Origin of the sequence: Shewanella sp. N2AIL (genome assembly GCF_022690845.1) — a bacterium.
In the GTDB taxonomy this organism is placed as follows: Bacteria; Pseudomonadota; Gammaproteobacteria; order Enterobacterales; family Shewanellaceae; genus Shewanella; species Shewanella baltica.
Genome location: NZ_JALBYT010000003.1, coordinates 74009 through 91784, shown reverse-complemented (window position 1 = coordinate 91784; position 17776 = coordinate 74009). Strand labels below are relative to the sequence as shown.

General features: G+C 37.0%; 14 protein-coding genes and 1 pseudogene. 14 read left to right on the top strand and 1 reads right to left on the bottom strand.

Annotation, left to right across the window (positions count from 1 at the left end; all coding sequences use genetic code 11):
* Positions 1-85: 85 nt before the first annotated feature.
* The gene (locus MO387_RS03465) at positions 86-1591 is read right to left on the bottom strand and encodes a peptide MFS transporter (protein ID WP_242326014.1); all 1506 of its coding nucleotides are present in this window, start codon (positions 1589-1591) and stop codon (positions 86-88) included.
* Positions 1592-2066: 475 nt separating this feature from the next.
* Here MO387_RS03465 and rfaH point away from each other — a divergent pair, with 475 nt between their 5' ends.
* The 14 genes and pseudogenes from rfaH (at position 2067) to MO387_RS03395 (ending at position 17773) form a co-directional block, all read left to right on the top strand.
* Complete coding sequence (gene rfaH / locus MO387_RS03460; RefSeq protein WP_126491533.1) at positions 2067-2573, top strand: transcription/translation regulatory transformer protein RfaH; 507 nt, start codon at positions 2067-2069, stop codon at positions 2571-2573.
* Positions 2574-3416: 843 nt separating this feature from the next.
* Complete coding sequence (locus MO387_RS03455; RefSeq protein WP_242326013.1) at positions 3417-5903, top strand: SLBB domain-containing protein; 2487 nt, start codon at positions 3417-3419, stop codon at positions 5901-5903.
* 199 nt (positions 5904-6102) lie between these two features.
* On the top strand, positions 6103-6462 hold the full coding sequence (locus MO387_RS03450; protein WP_006085588.1) for a four helix bundle protein: 360 nt from the start codon (positions 6103-6105) through the stop codon (positions 6460-6462).
* Positions 6463-6738: 276 nt separating this feature from the next.
* On the top strand, positions 6739-7719 hold the full coding sequence (locus MO387_RS03445; protein WP_242326012.1) for a Wzz/FepE/Etk N-terminal domain-containing protein: 981 nt from the start codon (positions 6739-6741) through the stop codon (positions 7717-7719).
* A 420-nt stretch (positions 7720-8139) separates the two neighbouring features.
* A pseudogene (locus tag MO387_RS03440) lies at positions 8140-8301 on the top strand (LPS O-antigen length regulator); the annotation flags it as partial.
* Between the two features lie 351 nt (positions 8302-8652).
* On the top strand, positions 8653-9033 hold the full coding sequence (locus MO387_RS03435; RefSeq protein WP_242326011.1) for an HAD-IIIC family phosphatase: 381 nt from the start codon (positions 8653-8655) through the stop codon (positions 9031-9033).
* Positions 9024-10607 (top strand): capsular biosynthesis protein, encoded by a 1584-nt coding sequence (locus MO387_RS03430; RefSeq protein ID WP_242326010.1) that lies wholly within the window; start codon positions 9024-9026, stop codon positions 10605-10607. Before MO387_RS03435 ends, MO387_RS03430 begins: the two co-directional genes overlap by 10 nt.
* Positions 10604-11326 carry a glycosyltransferase family 2 protein gene (locus tag MO387_RS03425; protein ID WP_242326008.1) on the top strand — a complete coding sequence of 241 codons (723 nt, stop codon included), beginning with the start codon at positions 10604-10606 and terminating at the stop codon, positions 11324-11326. The genes MO387_RS03430 and MO387_RS03425 overlap by 4 nt, the downstream gene beginning before the upstream one ends.
* Positions 11327-11664: 338 nt before the next feature.
* Positions 11665-12549 carry a hypothetical protein gene (locus MO387_RS03420; protein ID WP_242326007.1) on the top strand — a complete coding sequence of 295 codons (885 nt, stop codon included), beginning with the start codon at positions 11665-11667 and terminating at the stop codon, positions 12547-12549.
* Entirely contained in the window at positions 12550-13812 is a 1263-nt protein-coding gene (locus tag MO387_RS21310; RefSeq protein ID WP_242326005.1) for an MATE family efflux transporter, read from the top strand.
* Positions 13813-13815: 3 nt separating this feature from the next.
* Positions 13816-14568, top strand: a complete 753-nt coding sequence (locus MO387_RS03410) for a glycosyltransferase family 2 protein (protein ID WP_242326004.1) — start codon at positions 13816-13818, stop codon at positions 14566-14568.
* Complete coding sequence (locus MO387_RS03405) at positions 14565-15656, top strand: hypothetical protein (RefSeq protein ID WP_242326002.1); 1092 nt, start codon at positions 14565-14567, stop codon at positions 15654-15656. Before MO387_RS03410 ends, MO387_RS03405 begins: the two co-directional genes overlap by 4 nt.
* Positions 15657-15668: 12 nt before the next feature.
* Positions 15669-16823: a glycosyltransferase family 4 protein gene (locus MO387_RS03400; RefSeq protein WP_242326000.1), complete on the top strand. Its 1155-nt coding sequence runs from the start codon at positions 15669-15671 to the stop codon at positions 16821-16823.
* A complete protein-coding gene (locus tag MO387_RS03395) occupies positions 16820-17773 on the top strand; it encodes an SDR family oxidoreductase (protein ID WP_242325999.1) in 954 nt (317 codons plus the stop codon). Before MO387_RS03400 ends, MO387_RS03395 begins: the two co-directional genes overlap by 4 nt.
* Positions 17774-17776 lie beyond the last annotated feature (3 nt).

The window sequence follows — 17776 nt, the reverse complement described above, 5'->3', positions numbered from 1 at the left end:
TCAGTATTCAGTTCAAACATGACACAACGAAAAACGCCTTACTATTGCTAGTAAGGCGTTTTTGTTTTTACAGTCGAATAGCTAATTAGCGTTTTATTGCTTCATGCTCAGCAGTTACAGCAATCTCACTTTCTAATACTTCTGCTTCAGTCTGGTGCTTGCTTTCAGCGCCATGCATCCAGTCCACTAATTTATCAGCCATAAAATACAGAATAATGCCTGAAAGAGCTGCTGTGATGGCAATGCCAGAGAAGATCGCCATTGCATTTGCCAGTTGTTCTTCTTTTGCACCGCCATGGCCGATGAATGAGCCAACCACACCGCCAATCTTGTTGGCGGCAGCAACGAATAGGAACCAAGCGCCCATCATCAAAGATGCGATACGCAGAGGTGCTAACTTAGTCACCATAGATAAACCGATAGGTGATAAGCAAAGTTCACCCATAGTGTGGAAGAAATAAGCGCCCACTAACCACCACATGCTCGATTTAACCGATGCATCGCCACCCATTTGCATTACAGCACCTATCATGAATAGGAAACCGATCGCTAGTAAGAACAGACCAAGCGCAAATTTCACTGGAGAGTTAGGTTCATTCTTACCTAAGCGGATCCAGATAGAAGCAATTACAGGTGCAAATAATACGATAAAAATAGCGTTTAATGATTGGAACCAAGTCGTCGGAACTTCAAAGCTACCGACCATGCGATCGGTGAACTCGTTAGTAAACAAGTTCATTAAACCGCCAGCTTGTTCGAAACCAGCCCAGAAGATAATCGTGAACAAACCCATTATCATGATGACTTTAATACGGTCACGTTCTACTTTGGTCAGTGGCTCTTTGCGTACTTCACCTTTCTCTTCCGCTTTTTGCTTTTCAAGCTTAGCGGCAGGCACTCTGCCGATATCGCCTAAATACTTCTGTGCGAACAAGAATTGGATGATTAAAGAGAAAATCATACCAACACCGGCACAGAAGAAACCTGCTTGCCAGTTGTTAACAAACACTTCTTGTCCGTCAACGATAGTAGCGTGTCCGAAGCTAGTGTAAGCCCAGGCCACAATAAAGCCTGACAGTGCAGCACCTAAGTTGATGCCCATGTAGAAAATCGTAAATGCGCCATCACGACGGTGATCGCCTTCTTCGTAGAGATCACCCACCATTGTGGATATGTTTGGCTTGAATAAACCGTTACCCAGAATGAGAGTACCCAGACCAATATAGAACACAGTTGTTTCTAAACCTGGGATCCAACTATGCGGTGCAGCAAGTAAGAATTGACCCGCAGCCATTAAAGCGCCACCAAAATAAATGGCTTTACGTTGACCCAGTACGTTATCGGCTAACCAGCCGCCGATAAGTGGTGTTAAGTAGACTAACCCTGTGAAGGTACCATAAAGCGATAATGCTTCTGCTTGAGTCCAACCTAGACCATGCCCGCCATCACTCTGCACTTTATCGACTAGATAAAGTACCAAAATGGCGCGCATTGCATAATAACTAAAACGTTCCCAAAGTTCTGTTGTAAACAGCAGGAACAATCCCTTAGGATGCCCAAGCATCGTTCCTTGTGGTTTTGCTACGCTCATGAAGTCTTCCACCTTAAGCTCGTGATTGCCTGTGGGCCCCTGAAACAGGATGATGTCGCCACAGAAAAATGGTTGTTGCTCGTCCCAATATCGCCTGCAGGTTTAATCAGCAATCAATTAACACAAATGCATTCATTAATTGTTGAATAACCGCTAGTTACGTATGGGTTATTGTTACGTTCTTATAATTAAAGTAATGTATTTAGCTGTAAAATGAGTATTTTCGCTAAAATCCCACCTTATATACCCCTTAAAAGCAACCAAAGTCAATTTTGGTAAGCTAAGTGGTGACATTATCAGCAATATAGTGTTGCCGTGATTTTAGATGTGAATTCGCTAATGTAGGCGTACATCGTCTGCATACCGAGCGAGAGGCTGGAATAGGCGAAAAACTACTTCCATCGACTTAGGCATCTTTGCTATGATTGCCGCCCGTGAATGGACGTCACTTAAAATAGGGTAGTGAGATTAGCGTATGAAGGCATGGTACCTTTTGTATTGTAAGCCTCGTAGTGAAGCGAGAGCGCAACAGAACTTAGCACTTCAAAATTTAGAGACGTATTTACCTATGGTCTCTGAAGAGAAATCTCAACGCGGACGGAAACAGGTCTGTCGTGTACCTTTATTCCCTAATTATTTATTCATCAATTTCGACCCAAGCCAAACAAGTGTTAGGCAGGTCCACTCTACTCGTGGTGTGAATCGAATCGTTAATTGTCAAGAAAAAATGACGCCCATTGACGACAGAATTATCCATGCCATTCGCATGAAAGAGTTAACGCCTTCCCAGACTGTATTAGCCGAAGCATTAGAGCTAAAAACTGGGGAAAAAATTCGTTTTACAGATGGACCGTTTGTTGATCTAGAAGGTATTTTTCAAGAAAAATGCCCAAATAAGCGTTGTCACGTTTTATTTAGCATTATGGGACAAATAAAGACAGTTACTGTGCCAGAGCAAAGCGTTGAAAGAGTTTGCTGTTAAGCAAGTGATGCAAGCGACATTGTAAGAAATATGACGAAGTGTTTGTAGGACATTAGCTATTTTAGTGATTATTGCTTTTTGACTACAATAAATAAAGATTATTTAATATCTTATGAATCAACTACTTATACTTCTTCTGAAGTTGTTGGTTGGTTTGATATCAAACTGGTGTTTAAAATTCGAACAAATGACTTGTGTTTGCTTGTTAATTAACCAGCTAAAACTGAAAGTTTACAGTAAACTTGTAAAACTCAATGTTGTGATAATGTTTTAATTAGCTGGCTAGCCCACCGTGGAGGCTAGTTTAGTGTTTAAAGTGGGTATTGAGGCAAAGACGACAATTAGCCTAGTTAAGCTATTTTGTTTTTGCTTTCCCAAAGTAGAAATTGCTCGGCGTGTTTTCTCACAAGTTTGATGATGTTACTCGCTAGGAATACTAAAGGATTAGAGCCTTGCCATTCTTTATATCAAAGAATGTTATAGCTTTATTGCTTGAAAAATATGAATTTTCGCGTCGAGAAGGGCAATATAGAAGCCGCAATCTATGGGCGGTAGCGTGCCTGAAAGGTGAGAAACCGAAGGTTGAGCTCTCGAACTAGAGGTACGGATACCGAACTGGCAGTTATATAGGGATATATTTATCAAATGAAAAGTTTCATTCGTTAAGCGGACGCCGAAGGCTTCGGGCCGCCACGTGGTACGGTAGCGTGCCTGAAAGGCATTATGTATTTCAGGTTATGTAAAGACATCAAGCTGTTTACTGCTTAAACGTAGAACGAATTGTGCTACATCTAAATTCTAAAAAATAAGTTTTGCCCCAATTTTTTTAAACGGAGATATCTCGTGCTACGACAAGTCAAAAAATTCATCATACTAGGCATAAGTGCCTCGATTTTGATGGGCGCGCAGGCTAATGCCATTACGCCATCTCCGCAGATGATCGAGCAGTTCAAAGCATTACCTAAGTCAGAGCAAGAAAGATTAGCACGCCAATATGGTGTGGATCCTTCAATGATAACCGGAGCCGGTACTACAGCTACAGTTGTTGAGAATCCTACCGTCGTTACTCCTCGCGCTGCAAAAAATAACGTTGTAGACCAATCTGAAAGTGATCAGCTAAATCAGGCGACGAAGTCAGAATCTACGGTTGAGGCAATTGAAGACAAGAAAGAAAATCAACTCAAACGTTTTGGCTACGACCTCTTTGCGGGTTCACCGAGTACATTTGCGCCAGTTAGCGATGTGCCTGTACCTGCTGAGTATATGATTGGTCCTGGTGATAGTCTGAATGTTCAGTTGTTCGGTAAAGAAAATAACCAATACACACTAACAGTAGGTCGTGATGGTGCCATTCAGTTTCCTAATTTAGGGCCTATATCGCTGGTTGGTTTGAGCTTTGCTGAGGTGCGCGAATTATTACAGCAAAAGATTAGCCAAAGCATGATCGGCATTGAATCAAATATCACTATGGGCGAATTACGCTCAATCCGCATTTTCGTTGCTGGTGATGCTTTCCAACCAGGTTCTTATACAGTTTCAAGTTTATCGACTATTACTCAAGCCCTATTTATTTCTGGTGGCGTTAACCAAATTGGTAGTTTACGCAACATTCAAATTAAGCGTGCTGGTAAAACGGTAGGCCACTTAGACTTATATGATCTTCTTCTTCGCGGGGATGCCTCTGGGGATATTCGTTTACAATCTGGTGATGTCGTGTTCATTCCATCTTCAGGTGGTTCAGTGAGTGTGATGGGTGAGGTTCGTCGTCCTGCTATTTATGAACTCAAAAATAATGAAACAATGGCCGATGTTATTCGCATGGCGAGTGGTCTAAACCCTGGCGCTTATCCTAAAGCAAGTACGGTTGAACGTTTCAGTAACGAATCAGTTAAAACCGTAATCAGTGTAGATTTAACCGAAAATGCTGGTTTAAACACCTTAGTTAAAAATGGTGACCTTTTAAATGTAAGATCGGCCTCAAGTCGTATCGATAATGCGATTACTGTCGCAGGTGCTGTCGTTCGACCTGGTAAGTATCAATGGACGAAAGGTTTGACAGTTGCGGATTTACTCCCTTCAATTTGGGGTGACCTCACCATTTCAGCTGATTTGGATTATGCCTTACTAGTACGTGAGATAAATCAGCGTGGCGATATCCAAGTTGAGCGTATTGCCCTCGGACGAGCAATAGGTGAGCCTAAATCACACTATAATCCTCAATTGAATCCGCGTGATTCAATTATAGTGTTTGATTATGCAGACCGCGAAGCGTTACTAAAGCCAATAATTCAAAAACTTAGAGAACAAAGCCGTTTTGGCGACGCTGCTAAGTTGGTCAGTATTAATGGAAATGTGCGTTTCCCAGGCCAATATCCCATCACGATTAATGCTGATGTTAAAGAGCTACTTATCGCTGCCGGTGGTTTAGAGGAAGGCGCTTATACACTCTCTGCGGAATTAACACGCCAACAGGTTTCTGAGCAAAATGGGGTGTCAGTTGAGCATGTGCAGCTAAGCTTAGACCGCGTAATGCAAAATGATCCATCTGCAAATATTAAGCTACAAAGCCGCGACATTCTAACTGTTCGCACCCTTCCAGATTGGCAAGATACTCGTTGGGTAACCATTAAAGGGGAAGTCAAGTTCCCCGGTACCTATAGCATTCAACGCGGTGAAAGCTTAAAGGATGTTCTTGCTCGTGCAGGCGGCTTAACGAGTGATGCCGCTCCTCGCAGTGCTGTATTTTTACGTAAATCAGTAAAAGATAAAGAGCAACTTGAGTTATCCAAACTCGCTGATGAATTACGCCGAGAGATTGCCGCGAAAGCGTTGACCAAAGATACCCCAACTATTGGCTATAACGATGCACAGCAAATGCTCAATGAGCTCGAGAATGTCAAAACGGTGGGTCGATTAGTTGTTGATATTAATGCCATTGAATTAGGTATTGATAGCGCAAACCTTATGCTTGAGGATGCCGATGCTTTGTACATTCCAGCGACTAATCAAACGATTTCAGTCATGGGCCAAGTGCAACACCCAAGTACACATAGATACAAGCAAGGTATGACTTTCGATCAATATCTGGCTTTATCCGGCGGAGCGCGTAAACGTGCCGATGAATCTCGCGCTTATGTTTTAAAAGCTGATGGTTCAGTCCAAATGCCTGAATCTTCGATGTGGTTTAGTGGTGGTAGTGCCATGGAACCAGGCGATACCATAGTTGTACCACTAGATACTGAATACAAAGATAACTTAACGCTTTGGAGCCAAGTCACTGGCATTATCTACAACACAGCTGTAGCAGTGTCTGTAATCTCAGGGCTGTAGAACTAAGGAGCTAGGAACGCCGCGTTGCGACTACAGAACGTCACTACGTGACTCACGGATAACGGAATGGGCTGCGCCCTTACGGTAAGCGAATTTCTTGTTGCTTATACCGTTATCTGTAAGCGAAGCGTTCTGTCAACAGTCAACGTTTCCGGTTCCGTCAACCGTGATTGGTTTCAAATTTTTCCAAGGAGAGGATATGAAGTTTCAAAAGCTAGAAGTCTGGCAACTTAGTTACGAATTATCATCTTCTATTTATATAGCAACAAAAGACCTCCGAGATTGGGGCTTCAGAGATCAAATTACTCGGTCTGGCCTTTCTGTTCCGTCAAATATTGCTGAGGGAATGGAACGTTATGGCGCTAAAGAGCAAATACAGTTTTTATATATTGCTAAAGCTTCGCTTGCGGAATTGATTACGCAAGCCATGATTGGTAAAGATATTGGTTATTTAGAACCAAATTATGTTGATGAATTACTAATAAAAACTGAAAGATTATCCGCTATGCTAGCTGGGTTAATCAAATCGATTAAAGGTCGAAATTCAGAAAATAAATAAGCGCACGCCGCTTTGCGGCTACAGAACGTCACTACGTGACTAACGGATGTTACTAAGATAACGGAACGTCACTACGTGACTTACGGATAACGGAACGGGCTTCGCCCTTTACGGAAAACAAATTCTTTGTTGCTTTTACCGTTATCTGTGAGCGGAGTGTTCCGTCAACGTTCTTAGCTTTGCTTTTACCGTTATCTGTAAGCGAAGCGTTCTGTCAACCGTCAACGGTAAGCCGTCAACCGTCTACGAGAACTAAAACAACGAGATAAGTTTTAAATGTCTAATGAAATAAACAAATATATACAAGATGCTAAGTTTCCGTCGGCTGTGCAAGATGACGAAATCGATCTTCGTGAGTTGTTCTCCGTCATCTGGCAAGGCAAATGGTTAGTCATTGCCATTACGGCAGTGTTCGCTATTGGTTCTGTGGTATTTGCGATAATGCAACCCAATATATATAAGTCTGAGGCATTACTTGCCCCGGCAGCTGAAGAACAAGGTGGTGGCTTGAGCGCGTTAGCCTCTCAATTTGGCGGTTTAGCCAGCTTAGCTGGAGTTAATTTAGGCGCTAAAGGCGGTACTGATAAAACCCAGCTTGCCATTGAGGTATTAAAATCGCGTCAATTTACCAGCGATTTTATCCAAAAACATAATATCCTTGCTGACTTAATGGCCGCTGAAAAATGGGATCGTGATACAGATAAACTTATCTATGATGAAGATGCCTATAATGAAGCCACTAATACTTGGGTGCGTGAAGTTAAAGCACTATTAAAACCTGAGCCATCGATGCAAGAGGCTTATAAGGTTTTTAGTAAAATCATCGCTGTGAATAAAGATAAAGAATCAGGCATGGTAACTATTTCTGTTGAGCATTTATCCCCAACGGTTGCAGAGCAATGGGTCACTTGGTTAATTGAAGATATTAATAAAGTGATGAAAGAGCGCGATGTAGCTGAAGCCAATCGCAGCAGTGAATTTTTAAATAAGCAAATTGCCCTAACCAATGTCGCCGATATTAAAGCGATTCTTTATAAGTTGGTGGAAGAGCAAGCTAAAACTATCATGTTTGCTGAAGTACGGAATGAATATGTATTTAAAACTCTTGATCCAGCATTAGTACCTGAAGAAAAGGCAAAACCCAAACGCGCATTAATTTGCGTTTTAGGCACTATGCTCGGCGGTATGTTAGGTGTGATGTTAGTGCTGGTAAGACATTTTATGAGAAAAGAGCAGAATCTAGGCCCTAGAATCTAGAACCTTCTTTTCTTTTTATGGGCCTATTGGGACGGGGTAAGCAAAAACCGCAAAACCTAGGCTCTACGCGTGCCGCCACGCTATCGACTGTCTCAAAATGAATAATTAGTGTCTCTGGCGGCAGAAAATGTCTGAGATGAAAAAGTGAAAATCTCAAGTAAGTAACAGATGCTAATTTCAAAAACTAGCTATAGTTGAACTTTTTTAAATGATTTACATACGTCATTCGGTTTTAGGCAGCATCAGTAGAAAAGAAGTTTGAGCGCCTTCGCATACCTGTTTTATTGACTGGCGAACCTTATCTGAGTCAACCTTGGTAGCAAGTGCGTGGCGGATAAAAAATAGATGACGATTGTGGTAGTTAAGTTTCGCCAATTAGCTGCTTAATTGCCGAGTGTCGCACTTCGGAGTTGAATTCGGGCTTTAACCAATGTTGCCGATATCAAAACAGTACTCTATAAGCTAATTGAAGAGTAGGCAAAAACCATTATGTTTGCTGAAGTGCTTGATGAAAACGTATTTAAGAGGATTGATCCAGCCGTAATCCCTGAGGTAAAACTACAGGGCCGGATTATACATTGTTAAATTGGTTAACAAACCTATCCAGTCGAACGAATTTCATTCGATTATGGATGATTTATATCAATCAATAATCTCGCATTAAGTCGACTTAAGAACAAAATAGCTAAATGTTAACAGAATTTACAAAGCATAATCTCACCCTGGGTAAAACTAAAGCCTAAGAGACTCTTAATTTTATTACTGATTAGTTTATAAGGGTTTGCGTTAGGAGTTGTGGTATTATTTATTTATGAGTATGTATGCTAGAGTAGTAAAAAATAAGTTAATAGAGGTTATGTTTTAAATTGTAAACCTATAAAGAATAATGTGGTTTTTTAAAATTTTTAGATTCTAGCTAATTTAGAAGGTTATATGAAACGATTGATATTTGATCTGGATGGTACGCTAACTATGAATAATACTAGCGATTACAAATCTGTACTTCCTAGGGATAACGTTATTCATCAATTAAGGAAATATAAAGAAAATGGATTTGAAATTGTCATTTCAACTGCTAGAAATATGAGAACATATGAAGCAAATATCGGCAAAATTAATATTCATACATTACCAGAAATTCTTCAATGGCTGGATAAGCACCAGATTCCATATGATGAAGTGATAGTTGGTAAACCTTGGTGTGGTTACGAAGGCTTTTACATCGATGACAGAGCCGTTCGGCCATCTGAGTTTGCACGCTTAAGCCCACAACAAATTGAACAATTAATTAATAAAGATAAAGAATGTATTTAATTACTTCCGCGGCAGTTGTCGCTTCCGAGTTACAATCTGAATTTGGTCCTTTACCGCCAAGTTTTTTACCTGTAGGTAATAAACGTCTTTTTAACCATCAATTGGCAACAATTCCTGATGGGGAGCGAATTTTGCTGACCCTACCAGAAGGTTTTATTCCTGGTACTTATGATAACCAAGTATTAATGGAGAAAAATGTAGAATTGTTGTACCTTCCAGGTAATCTTAAATTGGGTGAATCAGTTGTACTCGCGCTGAATCTGATTGAATTTGACCCAGCAGAGCCTCTCTTTATTCTTCATGGAGATACTTTATTCGGTAAGCTACCTGATGAAACCGATCTGTTGGGACTTAGTAAGGTTGAAGATAACTATGATTGGGCAGAATATGAAGCTGAAACGGGTCTACTGCGCAAATGTCGAGTCGATCAGCCGTCTGTAAGTGAATTAATTGCTACTGGATTTTTTAGTTTTTCTGCACCTAAAACACTCATCCGTCACATTATCATGGCAGATTGGGATTTTATTGGTGGGATTAATGGTTATATAAAAGATAAAGGTCTAACTCCATGGCTTCAAGATGAATGGTATGATTTTGGACATTGCCAAACTTACTATCAGTCAAAAACTCGTATAACTACTCAAAGAGCCTTCAATGAGATGACGATTACTGGGCAAGTGGTAAGTAAGAAAAGCAAAAAAAAATTTAAACTTGAAGCAGAAGCTAATTGGTACAAGTCAGTTCCTGGAGCACTTCGGGTATATATACCTCAATTGCTTGCAACCGAAGAGACAATTAATCAATTTGGTTATAAAATAGAATATTTACATCTCACGGCCTTAAATGAACTTTATGTATTCAGTCAGTTACCAGCGTTTGCTTGGGGAAAAATCTTTAAAGCCTGTTGTCAGTTTTTACAAGATGCCAGTCAATATCAGACAATAAACCAAAACTCATTTGAAGATTATTTTGCAGGGAAAACTCGTGCTCGTCTGGTGGAGTTTAAATTCCATACACTTTTTGATATAGATAAACCACTTATTGTTAACGGAATTAAACAACTAAGTCTTGTGTCGCTAGCTGAGTATAGTCTTGAATTCCTGCCTAAAGATGATGGTCGTAATAATATACTCCATGGTGACTTTTGCTTTAGTAATATACTTTATGATTTCCGTACTTGTAATATAAAAGTAATAGACCCTAGAGGTGTTGATGCCAGTGATAATCAGAGTATATATGGAAATACACTATATGATATTGCCAAACTATCTCATTCTGTAATAGGTTTGTACGATTCTATTATTGCTGGTTATTTTACCGCAAATATTAAAGATCAAGAGTTGGAATTTAATATTAATGTTACAGATCGGCATCAAAAAATAATTATAGACTTTGTAAATTTGATACATAAACAGTTCGGTGTAAACGAAATTCAATTATGTGCTATGCAAATACAATTATTTATTTCGATGTTGCCACTTCATAGCGATCGCCCAGATCGCCAACTCGGATTCTTGGGCAATGCATATCGTCTTTACGATAGAATTAAAATTCTTATAGGAAGTAACAAATGATTGTAATCCCTATGGCGGGACTGAGCTCTCGTTTCTTTAATGCTGGATATGATAAGCCTAAATATATGTTACTGGCTAACGGCATGCCTTTGTTTGATCATGCAGTACTTAGCTTCAAAGGTTATTTTGATAGTATTCCTTTTTTGTTTATATTGCGTGATGTGTACGACACGCCGGAATTTGTTCAGCAAAGATGCAAAGCATTAGGTATTAAAAATTTTAGTATTTTAATATTAGATAATGAAACACGAGGCCAGGCTGAAACAGTTTATCTAGGCTTAAGTGATGTTGCAGATGAAACACCTCTTACTATCTTCAATATAGATACTTTTAGGCCAGATTTTATTCTACCTCAGTGCTCTCTATATTGTGATGGTTATTTGGAGGTTTTCAAAGGCGAAGGAAGTAACTGGTCTTATGTAAAACCTGAGTCATCCGACAGCATTAGAGTAATAGAAACTGCAGAAAAAAAACAAATCTCAGATTTATGTAGTACAGGGCTTTATCACTTTAAATATACCGGTGATTATAAAAGAATATTTAAGAAGGAATCTGCTAAGCCCGCCAAACAATGGCATAATAATGAGTTGTTTATAGCGCCATTATATAATCATCTAATTAATGAAGGTAAGATTATTCAATATAATCTGATAGATGTGAATGAAGTTATTTTTTGTGGCACTCCTTCAGAATATATCGAATATCTAAGACGATTCTAATGTTACGAATTAAAGTTTAATAAAGTTGTAAGTCTAAGTTAACGTAAATAGTAAGCTTTTTATAAGGTTTAGTTAAATAAATCATTGAACATATAATTAAGATTTACCTGATAGTTAACATTTTATAGAATAGGTGAATCTTAACCGATGAATAAACTATTTCGGTTATCTTTGTTGCGATGTTATTTTTTCAAGAAATGCTGTTAAATAAGCAGAGTTTTTTTTATTCAAAACTATTAACTGTGTAGGTATTTTGGTGATTATGAATGCAAGGATTACGGTTGGGTCGAAAATTATTCTTATTCATCCTAGTTTTTATTATCTGTATACTAGGATTAATGACGAATACGATTGGCTTTGATTTATATTTTCACGCTTTAAGTGCAGTTAGTCTTGATAGTATTTCAACTCTTAATTTCTCTGTAAACTTTGGTTTTGGTGAGATGCCGAGATATATATTTTTTCATTATATCTTATATATCGGGACACTAATTTCGTTACCACCAGTTTTCACAATAGCTTTGCTCAACTCAGTACCTGTTTTTATGATATTGACTAGCAATAGAATGTATCAACCAGTATATGCTGTAAGTGCAAGTTTTTTAGTTATAGTGTCAGTCGTCTATTGGTCTGTAGCTGCGACGGTAATACTTTTCTTTTTTTATTTTTTCTACAACGATAGAGAACTTAAGAATAAGCCAATTTTGCTGTTAGCTTTATCTTTACATTATATATCTATTCCACTAAGTTTTTTTTATTTTATAGTTGTTAAAAAAGCTAGATTAACACTCGTTATTTTTACGTGTATAGTATTTTATTTTGCAACAGTACTTTATTCTGAACCTCAAGGTTTATGTTCCTTCCAAAGTACCAATATATTCAATCTATTTAATCTCGAAAGTGTATTAATTAGAGTAAGTTATAAAATAAAAGAATTATCACTAATTGCGATCTTAGTTATTTTAATAGCGAAACTGCAGGCTAAATCGAAAAAAATAAAAAGAAATATTGATGTTAATGTTTTTTTTATGTCATCTATATTATTGGCTATAATTGCAATCTTGTTTATATCTTTTTATAAACAGGAATCTCAAGGGAGAGTTGGTTTTTTTAGTTATGTAAATAGCAATATGTCAAAGAATGATGAGTCACTGCTTGAATATGCATGGTTCAATATTAATCGAGATATTAATTTTTGTAGAATTATGAGCAATAGAATTTGAGTGTTTAACGATATGTCAATATGGAAAAAGCTTACTACTTTAATATATTGGGGAGTAGGGGCGCTTGTAGTATACTTATCTAGTTATGTGATAACTTTATCTTTAGACCAAAAGAATGCAGGATATTTTTTCTTGCTTCAAACTTTGATAATTACATTAGGTATGATCTCGTCACTTGGTTTAAATTCTTTCATGCCAAAGTTAATCGGTGAGTCAAGAAGACTTGATTCTGTTTCAAAAGATATTGGATCAATAATTTTTATAACAATATTTAATTCCGTTTTTTTAACATCTGTTATAATAATTTTCATGAATCTGGTAGGAAACGAATTATTTGACGTCGCATTGTCACTGAAGCTTAGTCTATGTGTACTTCTTCATGCTTTACTCGTTGTTTTTTCATCTATTTTTCAATCGATCAAGAAAGCAAATCTGAGTGTACTTTACCTGTCAATAATTCAACAGTCTATATTTTGTATTCTATTTTTTACTAAAGAGCCTACAGATTACGATTATGCACTAAACTATCTCTTATATAGTTATATTATATCGGTGTCTGTTTGTTTCATCAATTTGATATTTTCTATATCCGGTGTTTTTTGGGACAAGTTTATCACAGGATTCAGCTTTAAAGCATGTATTCCAATGCTTAAAATTGCTCCATATTTTTTATTAATGCTTATATTATCGATATGTATAAATCAGATGCCATTATTAATGTCTTCTTGGTTGATGGACATGTCTACAGTTGCAGCCTTTCAAGTCGCTTTAAAACTATCTTCAATAGTTGCGATCGTAATAACAGCCGTAAATACTGTAACAGCACCGTTATTTGCTGCATATAATATAAATAATCAGAATTGTGAATTGAAACGTTTATATATTAACTCAACATTTTTTGTTGTGACTTTTACAATCCCTGTGATCATTTGTTTGTTTTCCTTTTCAACTTTTTTCATGGGAATTTTTGGAGAGTTGTACAAAGAATATCATACCCTTTTGCAAATACTTTTGATTGGCCAGGTGTGTAATGTTCTTACAGGACCTTTAGCTTGCTTGTTAACAATGACAGGTAAATATTCAATTGTTATTTACTCAAATGTGCTAAATGTAATTGTTATACTGCTGGGTTATGTTTTGTCAATATTTTTTGAAAGTTATGAGATTTTTTTATTCTCAATATCTATAGGTATGGTTGTATCAAATTTATTCATGTTCAGATCTGTTTTTGGTAATCTTTTTATTCCGGAGTCCGTGAAGTAGTTTATGAAAATATCATTTGTCATACCCGTATACAAGAGTTACGAGCTTTTAACTAGGTGTATTAATAGCATAGTTAGTCAAGTTGGAAATTTAGATGTCGAGATTATTATTGTTGATGATACTCCACCCGTCTTGAGTCAATCTATTTTAGAATGGGCTGAAAAGTATAGTTATATTAAAATAATAAGGAACTCTCGGAATATGGGAGTTACTTATAGCCGCAATAAAGGCTGGTTTTTAGCATGCGGAGATTATGTAATTTTCTTGGACTCTGATGATTTATTAATAGATGGATCTCTTGAGATAATTTTCAATGACATAATTGAAACTAATCTTGATTGTTATTTGTTCCGTACTGTTAACTTGAATAATAAGCTAGTTGGTATGGTATTAGAAAGACAAAGATTTGATAGTTATTTTTTACTTACAGATACTTATAATACAGGAGAACGATTGCTTTGCATCAGAAAAACAAATGGTAAACCGTTTATTGGGGTTTTTAGAGGCCATGAATTTGCTGGCTTATTAAGGTACATATCAACTATAGACCATTTTAAATCCATAGATGCTGGTTATCCAGCAAGAATATATTGTAACGACAATGCCTCTAGTATAAGCAACGGTTGTGAACTTAGAAGAAGGAAACAGCCTTTGATAAAAGGCCACGCCTATACAGCTAAAAAAATGTTTGAATTTGGACATTACTACAGTGCTTTTCTCTGGTTATTACGATTAATTAAGGCTAAGTATTTATGATACTATATGATCCTCATTGTGATGATAATATTTTTACTCCGCTCTCCTATTACTTTGGAAAGCGTAATGGGCTAAAGAAATATGAGTATATTAAGGATGCTTTGGATGAACGTAATGGTGTTAAGATATATATATCTTACAAAAATTCATCCCTACCACAGGTTATATTAAATAAAGTCCCACCTTTACTTATGAAATTTATTGTTATGGTAGAGGTTTTTTTTTGGAGTAAGTTAAATAAAATTGATCGTAGTTGCTTCATTGATAGTTTTTCAGGACAAGATGTATTTTGTTTTGGTTATAAAAAGTTTAGCCGCTTAACGCATGAAGAGGTTCAAAAAGCTAAGTCCTTCAGTATTCATCTAACTCATTATCATACTTATGGTTATAATACGGTATATCTAGAACCTAACGTTAACCTTTTGTATGACTCTGATGTGTCTCTATGTACTTACTTTAAAACCAAGTTTATTGGTTATAAGCGTGATATTATCGTTATGCCATTTTATGTTAAGGATAGGTTTTTTTCTGTTGATATAGAAGGCAAAAAAGAAAGTGTTGCTGTATCTGGGACTTATCATGACATAAATGCTAATAGTTATGATTTTGGAATATACAATCGTAGTCGTGTAACATTGCATCCGATCAGACATGAGATTGCAAATCGAAATAGCTTTGATAATATGTTTAAAGTACATCTTGGCCTGTATGTTAATCCTAATGGACTAGCTACTTTAATCAAGAGATTTAAAGGTTATGGTCAGAAAGAATACTTTTCTTTTGATATCGCAGGTTTTTATGCGAGCTGTAAGTTTTCACTTGTCGCTGGTGAGGGTACTGGTGTTGTGGCAATAGGTGCTCTTGAGTCCCTTGCAGCAGGGTGTATCCCTTTTTTAATGACATCAGAAGCTAAAGGGTTAGGATTACCTCCAGATGCTTATGTTTTATATAATGATCTTGATGAGCTAATTAAATTAGTAAAAGTAGATTTCACGGCTAGCCCACTCTATTTAAGAACCGTAGCGTTGAATTTTAACTTTGAAAACTCTAAGCTAAGGTTTGAACAATATATAGATAGCGTTAGATGATTGGTACTCATTATGACTCCTAAGTTAAAAGTAGCATTTATTGTAAACTCTTCCGTATTCTTTTATTCACACTTTATAATGTTGGCGAGATCTCTTAAGGATTCAAATCATGAAGTTCATATAGTATCTGGTGATAAGGAAAAGTTTGATATTTTTGAATCTGAAGGTTTTATTACACATTATTTACCTTTATCAAGAAAAGGGACCTCTATATACTCAGAATTAGTAACTTTATATTCTCTTTATAGGTTGTTGAGGTTTTTTAATTTTGATCTAATCCATTCTTTTACCATTAAACCGGTACTTTACTCAGCATTGTTACTTAAGTTTTTTTATAGAAACTCAAATCTAAAGGGAGTTTACTCCATCACTGGGATGGGATCCTTATCAATATCAGGATTATTTATAAAAAAAATGCTTTGGAATTTAATAAGGTTAATGTATAAGTTTTCATTTTCAAGAAATGGTACGCTTGTTATTTTTGAAAATGAAGATGATCATAATTTTTTTGTAAGTAAAAATATTTTACCTATTTCTAAAGCCAAGTTAGTAAATGGTGCTGGTGTTGATACTCGAGCTTTAATACCTGCAGAAAAAGAAGATATACTGCCTGTCAGAGTGGTTTTTCTTGCTAGGCTGCTTAAAGATAAAGGAATTATGGAGTTCGCTCGAGCTGCAAAAATCCTAGTTGATAGAAACGTAAATGTTATAATGCAAGTAGTTGGTGACATAGATGAAAATAATATATCTTCTATTAGTTCGGAGGAGCTAAAAATAATATGTAGCATTAAAAATGTTGACTATTTAGGTTTTAAACGTGATATATGTAAAGTATATAATGGTGCAAATATTGCTTGTTTGCCCTCTTACAGGGAAGGTTTGCCGAAGTCACTTATAGAGGCCTGTTCATGCGGTCTTCCCATAGTCACCACTGATACTCCTGGATGCCGACAGATTGTAGATAAACAGTTAATAAATGGATTACTTGTTCCTATTAAAGATGAGTTCGCTTTAGCAGATGCAATTGAGATTCTTGTCAATGATATCGAGCTCCGGAAGTTGTATGGGAGAAATAGTAGATGTTTAGCTGTCACTAAATATGATTACTCTGTAGTTTTATCGTCTTTTCGAGATATTTATAACGAAGTGTTGGGGTATGAACTATGAAGTTATTGCTAACTGGTACAACTGGTTTTATTGGGCGACATTTACTCCAAGTTATTGATAATATAGGTACAGAAACAGTTGTGCTTGGGCGTAATCGGCCAGAAAACTATGATGGTGAGTTTATTTTATATGATTTAAATGATTCGGCAGATGCTGATCTAAGGCTTCAAGGTGTCGATGTTGTTATTCATATTGCAGCTAGGGCTCATATCATGAATGATGCTGCGTTAGATCCACTCGCTGAATATCGAGCCTTGAATACTGAAGCTACTTTGAAGTTGGCTAAGAACGCTTTTGAATCTGGAGTCAAGCGTTTTATATTTGTTAGTTCCATAAAAGTCAATGGCGACTCGACTTCGGATGGGCATATATTTAAATATTCAGATACACATCATTTTAATGATTACTATGGTCAGTCAAAGTCAGAAGCTGAAATTTTGTTAAAAAACTTTGCAGATATGACTGGTTTACAGATCGTGATCATAAGACCAACGTTAGTTTATGGTCCTGGTGTAAAGGCGAATTTCGCTGCACTGATGAACTTAGTCTCTAAAGGTGTGCCGCTGCCATTTGGATGTATTACTCAAAATAGACGCAGTCTGGTGTCAGTTACCAATATTGTTGATTTAATCATTACTTGTATTGACCATCCTAAAGCTGCTAATCAAGTATTCCTCGTTTCAGATGATCATGATGTATCGACCTCTGAAATGGTGCGTCAAATGGCAAAGGCACTAGGTAAGCCTTCAATGCAAGTCCCCATCCCCATTTGGTGTTATAAATTTGCTGCTAAGATATTTAACAAATCAGATATGGTGGATAGGTTAATAGGTTCATTGCAGGTTGATATTTCTCATACAAAAGAAACCTTAGGTTGGAGGCCTCCGCAGACTCTGAAAGAAGGATTTAAACAAGCAGCGCAAGCTTTTCTTCAAACAAAAACTAAATGATGG